This window comes from Candidatus Desulfolinea nitratireducens (assembly GCF_982879505.1).
On record NZ_CEYOSI010000011.1, the window covers coordinates 21935 to 30193 of the forward strand.

Genomic DNA, 8259 nt, shown 5'->3' on the forward strand with positions numbered 1-8259 from the left:
ACAATCAGGCGCAATTCATCAGGTTTGAATGGTTTTGGTAAAAAGTCGTATGTCCCTTTTTTCATCGACTCGACAGCTGCATCCACGGTGGCAAAACCTGTGATAACAATAGTCACAATAGTGGGATCATATTCATGGATTTTCTCAAGCACTTCGTACCCGGAGAGGCCTGGCATTTTGAGATCAACAAGGGCTAAATCTGGTTGGAAATCTTCGAGTATTTCCAACCCCTCTGCGCCATCCCGTGCTGTAACGATCTTATAATCACTCTTCGCTAAAATATGGATACAGGAATCTCTAACGATTTCCTCATCATCTATAATGAGAATCTTGGGTATCTCATGCATGTTTTGATTCCTCACCATTATTTTCAGTTGCTTTAGTCGGCAGGGTAACGATAAAGGTTGTGCCTCGACCCAATTCGCTCTGTGCCGAGATGCTGCCTCCATGCCCCTTAACAATTCCATAGCTGATAGCCAGTCCCAGACCAGTGCCATGCCCGACATCCTTTGTTGTGAAGAAGGGGTCGAAAATCTTTTTTAGGTTCTCTTCACTGATGCCTGAGCCGGAGTCGGAAAAAGCAATTTCAACGGCGTCCTTTCTTTTACTGTAACGGGTGCTGATATTTAAATATCCGCTGCCCTCCATTGCTTCAGCAGCGTTGATGATCATGTTGATAAAAACACGCTCGATTTGGGCAGCGTCAATTACGGCCAGAGGCAGGCTGTTCTGGAAGAGTTTAATCACTTCAATGTTGTGGAACAGGGCTTGATGTTCAACAAGGGAAGCACATTCATGCAAGACCTCATTTATAGAGCATAGAGTTTTATCTGGTTTACGTTGGCGAGAGAAATCCAGCAAGCCGCGGATGATGTCTCTGCACCGATTGGCCTGCCCGACGATCTTTTCCAGCGGGAAAACAATGGAGGTGCCATCATATTTATGGTCTTCGAGCAACAGATTGGCGAAAGTAATGATGCCTTGTAGCGGATTATTCAATTCGTGGGCGATATTGGCGGATAACTGTCCCACGAGCGCCAACCTTTCTGATTCCATGATTCTTTGTGTAGCAAAATCTTTAAATTGTTCATCCCTCCTCTTCAAAGCTTTGTTCATGATATTAAAAGAATTTGCCAAGGATTGAAGCTCGTCGTTGCTTGAAACCTTTACTTCAAAATCCAGGTTCCCCATGGCTACTTCCTGTGATGCATCAACCAACTTATTGATCGGAACCAAAATCCGTTGCGCAATGAAATAAGAAAGTATTAGGGCGGCTGTTCCGCCCGCGAGTGTAATTCCTGTAAAGGTGATCAGTGTCTGCCTTTGGGTATCGGTATATTTTTGCTCCAGAATGCCAACGTAGAGAATGCCAATAATCCTGTTATTGATATCCTTGATCGGTTCATATGCTGCTATATACCAACTGTTAACTACAAACGCGCGTGCGATCCAGGGTTCTCCCTGAATAACAACCTGGTTATAAACCTCTTCAGACACGCGTGTCCCGATAGCTCTTGAGCCATCTTTGTTCTTTACGTTTGTTGAAATTCTGAGATCTTCCAGGAAGATCGTTGAGGTACCGATATCTTGCCCTTCATAGATGACATCCTGATAGACCGTTTGCTTGATCTTGTCGACAATTGAGTAATTTCTGCTTAACAGAACCCCGCCATATACAGTCCCGATCAACCTATTTTGATCATCAAAGATTGGTGCTGCTGCTTTTAGCATCATCCCGGATCTTTCTTCAACCTCTTCCCGTTCACGGGCCAAGGGAGTATCAATAAATTTGAAATATGCTGCTTCTGCCAAAGCAGGGGACTCAAGATACAGCTCATCAGCAGAAACGATAATTGTCGCGGCTTGAGGGGTTTTTCGATATAAAGCTGTTCTGACAAGCTCATCAGTTCCCTGGTTGTCGCCAAGAGAGCTATTGCTGTCCGTACGCAGGACCACATACCCATATTGATCTGTCACGGCTAATACATCAAGCCCAGCTTCTTCTTTTACTCTTACCAATTCGTCTGTAGCTTCTTCGATATTCCCAAATTGCAGTGCATTCCTTAGAAAGGAGCGATCTGCTGTGTAACGTACAGCATCGTTAATGTGATTTAGATTTTCAAGGTAGATTTCTCTTGCGGTATTGAGATCGTTACGTACCTTTTCCTGTGCTTCTACGACAAGTCGGTCGCCGATAAGACGATTCCCGACGAACATAAAAATAGTGCTGATGATCGCGATGATGAGCAAAAAGCTCCACATTAACTTTGCCGCAATTGACAAACTGATGGAACGCAACCATGGGAAAGCACTTTTGGGCCAGCGAAGAGATGTTTCCGACTTATTGGTCATGATGAATACTTTATAGGGCCTCGTAAACCAGTTCGATCAAATCTTTGATGACAAGGTTATTTTCTTCGCCTGTGGTTTTGACGGCATCCCTATACATGGTGATATCTTTGGGGCAGGCGACGATAAAATCAGTGACGCCTTTCAATTGAACGGCCTCACGGATGCGTGATTCGCTGGGGCGTTCATTTACCTCGCCCTCTTCCATCCAGATACGACCGCCCCCTGCTCCGCAGCAGAGCGCACAATCTCTGTTGCGAGGCATTTCTACGATTTCGCACCCGGTCGCTTCGATCACGCGACGTGGTGCATCGTAGACACCGTTATAACGCCCGAGATAACAGGGATCGTGATAAGTGACTTTGTAACCTAATTTATTGCTAAGCTTGAGTTTTCCGGAAGCGATCAGTTGGTCCAGTAATTCGCTGTAGTGCAACACAGGCTGTTCGCCATTAGGAGGATATTCGTTCTTGAGTGTGTTGTAAGTATGCGGATCGGTTGTGACGATGGACTGATAATCACATCGGCTCATCGCCTTGACGTTCTTCTCTACCAGCATCTCGAAAAGCCCCTCTTCTCCAACGCGGCGCACGTCGTTCCCGGCGTGATTTTCGCCCTTATACATGATGCCGAAATCCAGGCCGATTTTTTGGAAAACTTCGGCCGTTCTCTGGGTGATCTCGGTTAGTGTAGGGCTGTAGGATGCATAATCGCCCACAAACCACAAGTATTCCACTGCTTCTTTGCCTGCATCTTTAACTTTTGGCTCAATCTCTTTCGACCAGCGCGCCCGCATCCGTTCTGACTGACCAAAGGAATTGCCATACCGCCCAAGATTGGTCAATGCGTCCTGGAGCTCGGCATCGATCATGCCCTCGATGACCATAGTTCGACGGAGATCAACAATGGTGTCTATATGCTCGATCAGCACCGGGCATTCCTGGATGCAGGCACCACAGGTTGTGCAAGACCAAAGTACCTCTTCTGGAATCGCTTCTCCCACGAGGTTTGGCTGGCCTCCGTTATGATGGAGAGCATCCCGAAGAGACAGGATCAATTTTTTCGGGGAGAGTGGGGTTCCAGCGCCAAAGGCCGGGCAGGCATCCTGACAGCGACCGCATTCAGTGCAGGCATCCCCATCAAGTAACTGTTTCCAGGTCAGGTCGCTGAGTTTGCTGACAAAAATAGGTTTTCCCTCGGCAGTTTCTGCAGCGGGAGCAAGTGCACCCATGGGACGGTCGAGTTTGGAGAAAAAGGCATTCAGTGGGCCGGTCAGAGTATGCAATAATGTGCCAGTCGGCAAGGTGATGAGAGTCACAGCTACGGTGAGCAGGTGGAATATCCAGATGCCGAGATGCCAATTGGTCAGGGTGGTTTCTGATGCGCCGGTAGATATCCAAAGCTGGGCAAGCAGCCATCCAGCGGGGGACCAAGCCCCCCAGTCCGGGCGTTCCACAGCCAATCTCAGGGATTCAGTACCTAGTCCACCCAGCACGATGATTACGATCAGTGATAAGGTCCAGGTGAATCCGGGCTCCAGTGTTAGTCGCTCGGGTTTCTGGGCGTAACGTCGATAAATGGCCATCCCTGCCCCAATGATGAAAATGATCGTAAAAACGTCAAGAGTGAATTTGTAAATTACGAGGGTGTTTCCATAAAGAAATTCGAAGAAATGGTCATGGACGGTTGCCAGCGCTGTGCCAAGGAAGAATACAAAAAAGCTCCAGGCGATGGCCACATGCATCAGACCAGGATACCGTTGACGGAGAACTCGGGTTTGGATGATGGCATATTGAATTACGCGCCATACCCGCAAATGGAGTTTATCCCAGCGTGGTTCGGAGCGACCTATCCGCCACCACGGACTGGCCTGTCGATAGAATCGGAAGAGCATGATCGCGGCCGCCAGAAACATGATCGTGTAGACATAAAGCTCCGGCTTGCCCCAGGTATGCGGTATTCCCCAGTAATTTAGTCGTTCAGGCATCGCGTCTTCTCCTCATCTACGGAGTTATCCTTCTTTAGCTTCTTCAACTTGCTCAAGCAAAGGATCGATCAGGTCAAAGAAATCAAATTCGACGCCGTAGGTCGCGATATCGAAGATGGGGGCATTGGGATCCATGTTGACGGCGACGATCACTTCGCTCTCAGCCATCCCCTCGACGTGTTCTGGTGCACCGCTGATACCCAGCGCCAGATAAAGCTTGGGTTTCACAGTTTGTCCGGATTTGCCAACCAACCGCGAGGTGGGCAGCCAGCCCTGATCGACGATAGGTCGCGACGAGCAGACTGTGCCGCCTAAGAATTTAGCCAATTCTTCGGCCAGTTCGATATTATCTTCGGTTTGGATGCCGCGACCGATGGCGATCAGGATCGATTCTTTGCTGATATCCACGTCTCCGGCTTCAGGCTCAATATAGCCTTTGAGCGTCACGCGCAGATCATCTAACGCGGGAGCGTCGAATAAAATTACCTCAGGTGCGGTTTCGCTCTGACCGCTTTCTGGCTTGTAGCCTCCGGGAATCACGGTAATTAATGTAGTCGTTTCTGCTAATTCGCTTTCTGCCATGATCTTGCCGCCGCAAATCTGGCTGGTGAGTTTCCCTCCACTGGTCTTTACACATGAGCTTACTAATGGAAGGGATAAACGGGCGGATAAGACACTGGCGACATCTGCGCCGATGGATGTGTTCCCAAAAAGCACTGCCCGCGGTTCATTTTCTCCAATCAGGCTTGCTACCGTTTTCTGATAAGCGTCGGAAGTGAATTCAGCCAAAGCCGGGTGATCTGCATAGAGAATACTGTCAGCGGCCAATGTGGAAGCCAATTCCTGCGCATTTTGCCCCAGGAGTACACCGAGGACCTTTCCACCAGTTTCCTGAGCCAAATCACGTGCAGCGGCCAATGTGATATAGGATATGTCGGCAACCTGGCCCTGTAGATGTTCTATGATGACATAAATATCCTGGTTCATAGCGCACCTGCTTTCTTGAAAATCGCTACAAGTTTTGCAGCAATTTCCTCTTCATCCCCCTCGATCATTTCGGCCCGTTTGGCGGCCTCAGGCAAATACATGCGTTTGGCAATTACTCCACCATTGGGATTAAGTTCAGAAATCTCTTGCTCGTCAATTTCCGCGGTTTTCATCATTTGCCGAACCTTAGAGATCGCCACATAACGGGGAGGTTCTTCGCCAGCCTGAATGCCTAAAACAGCCGGCAAGGTGACCTCCATCTCGCCGATCAGCCCGCCCGGGTATTCCTTGCGAACGATGGCTTTGTTGCCCTCAATGGTGACACCTGAGATATAGCCGACATAAGGCATTCCCAGATATTCAGCGACCAAAGGACCGACTGGGCCATCCAGATCGTCATTGGCCTGAACGCCTGTCAAAATCAGATCAGGTTGATAGGGCTTGGCAGCCTCGGCAAAGGCACGAGCCAGTGCATGGTTATTTGCGCCCTCTTCAAGATCACCAGCGAGTTTAATCATCCGGTCTGCGCCTTTGGCGGCTGTGGTGAAGAGCATATCTTCAACGCCTTCCGCATCGGGCGCAATTACTGTGACCTCACCAGCATCTCTTTCTTTTAACAGGATCGCCTGCTCAATGGCATGATTGTCGAATTCGTTGATGATCAAGCGCAGCCAATCCCTGTCCAAGCCGGTACCAGCCTCGTTGATTTCAAGTTCTTCAACGAGATCGGGCACCATCTTGACGATTGCTACAATTTTTGCCATCTGTCTCCTCCGTCGGATTATTCCATGGCTCCGATAAGCAACTCCAAAATATCATTGACGATTATCTTCTCTGCTCCGGGAACGGTTTTCGTGGAATCTTCAAAGCGTGGGGGTTCATAAGGGCAGGCTACCGCCAGGATCTCAGCCCCGGAAGTGACCGCCTCCTTGACTCGCCAGTCAGATAATCGTACTTCTCCTTTTTCCCATTGGAAGCCATCCAGCCACATTCCACCGCCACCCCCGCCACAACATAGGCTGGTGCTCTTGGTATGGGACATCTCGACGATCTCCACGCCGGGAATTGCCTCGAGCAAAGTGCGTGGTGCATCGTATATGTTATTGGCACGTCCCAGATAGCAGGGATCGTGATAAGTGACTTTCTTTTTTCCGTTATCTTTAAGCAACGGTTTGATCTCTTCAATCCGTTCTGTCAGGAATTCGGTATAATGCCTGACCGGATATTCAATACCAAGTTGTGGATATTCATTTTTAATTGCGTTATAAGCGTGCGGATCAGTGGTGATGATTTCTTTGAATTCGTATTGAGAAAAAGCCTTGCCATTTTTTTCTGCAAGCATTTCAAAAAGCCCACGCTCTCCGGCTAAGCGCTGCGAATCCCCGTCACTGTTTTCTTCCGGCCCAAGAATGCCAAAATCAATGCCTAATTTGTGGAGGAGTTTTGCAAAAGCTTTTGTGGTCTTCTGCACTCGAGGATGGTAGGATGCATAGTCTCCAACAAACCAGAGCACATCTACTGGGCGTTTGGCCTTGCGCATAATTGGTACTTCGAAATCAAGATCGGCTGTCCAATCGGCGCGTTTGCGGGGGGATTCGCCCAATGGATTGCCGTAGCGCTGGGAAAATTCCAGTGCACTTTGTAATTCTGTAGGGATATTCCCGGCCAAAAGCAATTCCTCCTTGGCGCGTGTCATCAGGCCAGGAGTCAGGGGTATATTTTTTGGGCAGACTTCTGTACAGGCGTAGCAGGAAACACACATCCATACAGAGTCGGTATCAAGCATCTTGTCAAGAATGCCAGCGCGCATCCAGGCGATCATTCTGCCAGGAGGAAAATCCATTAGATAGCCAAAAGGACAAACCCCGCTGCAATCGGCACATTGCAGGCAGGTTTTTATCTTTTCACCCTCGGCGACCTCAAAAAGACTATTATAGAACTTTGTGGTGAATCCAGCCTTTGCTTCGGTTACAGTATCTGCCATTATTGGCCTCCTGGGTTGCTTATCTTGAGTAGATGAGATGTTGTATAGCGGACGAACCGGTCGTTAATCGTACTGAAATAGACCCCAAGTTGATGTTTCTTATACGGACTCAAAAAACTGATCATACGGCCCACCAATTTCTATATTATGACAAAGATCAATTTCGTAGGAAAAAATTGCTTAATTCTCCTCCTGTTAAGTATGTGAAAACAATCACATTTACGCCAGTATGCATTGCCATGACTAATGCGTGACATTTGTTATATTGTGAAAAAAAAGACAAAAGATAAGGTTTTTTGAGGGATTTTAATCTGAAAAAATTTTAATTTCAGGATGTTTAATTAATTGCATAAGCCCATGAATCGATGCCTATGAAAACCACTCTTAGGGTAATAAATAATTTGCCATCCTATTACGCATTATCAATATTTTCCCAATAGAACTGAAGATATCTGTAATCTAAGAATTACTTGGCAATTCGGTTTTCCGATATGGTGGGCCAATGATCTTGTCTCTATATTTTCTAAGCAACCAAGTAGTAAATGCCCAAATAACAAGAGTATTTGCCCAGCGCCCATCCCAATATGTTTGAATTGCCGTCACTGGAATTAACGAAATTTGATCTGACTTGGAAGTAGCGTAACACCTGAAACATTTGGAAGATGCCAACACCTGATCAGCATGATCAAGTGCCCATGTATTCAATATCTTGATAACGGATGACAATTGTTCTAACTCCCCATAGGATATATGGCGGCCATCGTTTCGATTAAACTGCAATATTTTTGAGTATTCAGATCCCCAAGTGGGATCTGCCATTTTCCAATTTCCCTCTGCATAATATTCTACCCATGCATGACCTTCACCAGGATTATGGGTAAGAGATGTTTCATATTTGGGCGGAGGAAACACTATCCCAATCATCATTTGTGAGGGTATGGATGATGCTCTA

The 8259-nt window shown here is 47.5% G+C and carries 7 protein-coding genes; all 7 read right to left on the reverse strand.

What is annotated here, in order from left to right; translation table 11 throughout:
* A partial coding sequence (locus tag AC3DOM_RS01935; protein WP_487917337.1) for a response regulator occupies positions 1-347 on the reverse strand: 347 nt, incomplete at its 3' end.
* Entirely contained in the window at positions 340-2352 is a 2013-nt protein-coding gene (locus AC3DOM_RS01940; RefSeq protein WP_487917338.1) for a sensor histidine kinase, read from the reverse strand. The genes AC3DOM_RS01935 and AC3DOM_RS01940, both read right to left, overlap by 8 nt.
* Positions 2353-2362: 10 nt before the next feature.
* A complete protein-coding gene (locus AC3DOM_RS01945; protein WP_487917339.1) occupies positions 2363-4336 on the reverse strand; it encodes a (Fe-S)-binding protein in 1974 nt (657 codons plus the stop codon).
* A 24-nt stretch (positions 4337-4360) separates the two neighbouring features.
* Complete coding sequence (locus AC3DOM_RS01950; protein WP_487917340.1) at positions 4361-5323, reverse strand: electron transfer flavoprotein subunit alpha/FixB family protein; 963 nt, start codon at positions 5321-5323, stop codon at positions 4361-4363.
* Positions 5320-6087: an electron transfer flavoprotein subunit beta/FixA family protein gene (locus AC3DOM_RS01955; protein WP_487917341.1), complete on the reverse strand. Its 768-nt coding sequence runs from the start codon at positions 6085-6087 to the stop codon at positions 5320-5322. The genes AC3DOM_RS01950 and AC3DOM_RS01955 overlap by 4 nt, the downstream gene beginning before the upstream one ends.
* 17 nt (positions 6088-6104) lie before the next feature.
* Positions 6105-7307: a (Fe-S)-binding protein gene (locus AC3DOM_RS01960; RefSeq protein WP_487917342.1), complete on the reverse strand. Its 1203-nt coding sequence runs from the start codon at positions 7305-7307 to the stop codon at positions 6105-6107.
* 459 nt (positions 7308-7766) lie between these two features.
* On the reverse strand, positions 7767-8259 hold a 493-nt coding region (locus AC3DOM_RS01965; protein WP_487917343.1), incomplete at its 5' end, for a transglutaminase-like domain-containing protein.

Excerpts from the sequence above, each read along its gene's own strand:
- AC3DOM_RS01950 (WP_487917340.1), bottom strand. The coding sequence starts at position 5,323 with ATGAACCAGGATATTTATGTCATCATAGAACATCTACAGGGCCAGGTT.
- AC3DOM_RS01940 (WP_487917338.1), bottom strand. The coding sequence starts at position 2,352 with ATGACCAATAAGTCGGAAACATCTCTTCGCTGGCCCAAAAGTGCTTTC.
- AC3DOM_RS01960 (WP_487917342.1), bottom strand. The coding sequence starts at position 7,307 with ATGGCAGATACTGTAACCGAAGCAAAGGCTGGATTCACCACAAAGTTC.
- AC3DOM_RS01955 (WP_487917341.1), bottom strand. The coding sequence starts at position 6,087 with ATGGCAAAAATTGTAGCAATCGTCAAGATGGTGCCCGATCTCGTTGAA.
- AC3DOM_RS01945 (WP_487917339.1), bottom strand. The coding sequence starts at position 4,336 with ATGCCTGAACGACTAAATTACTGGGGAATACCGCATACCTGGGGCAAG.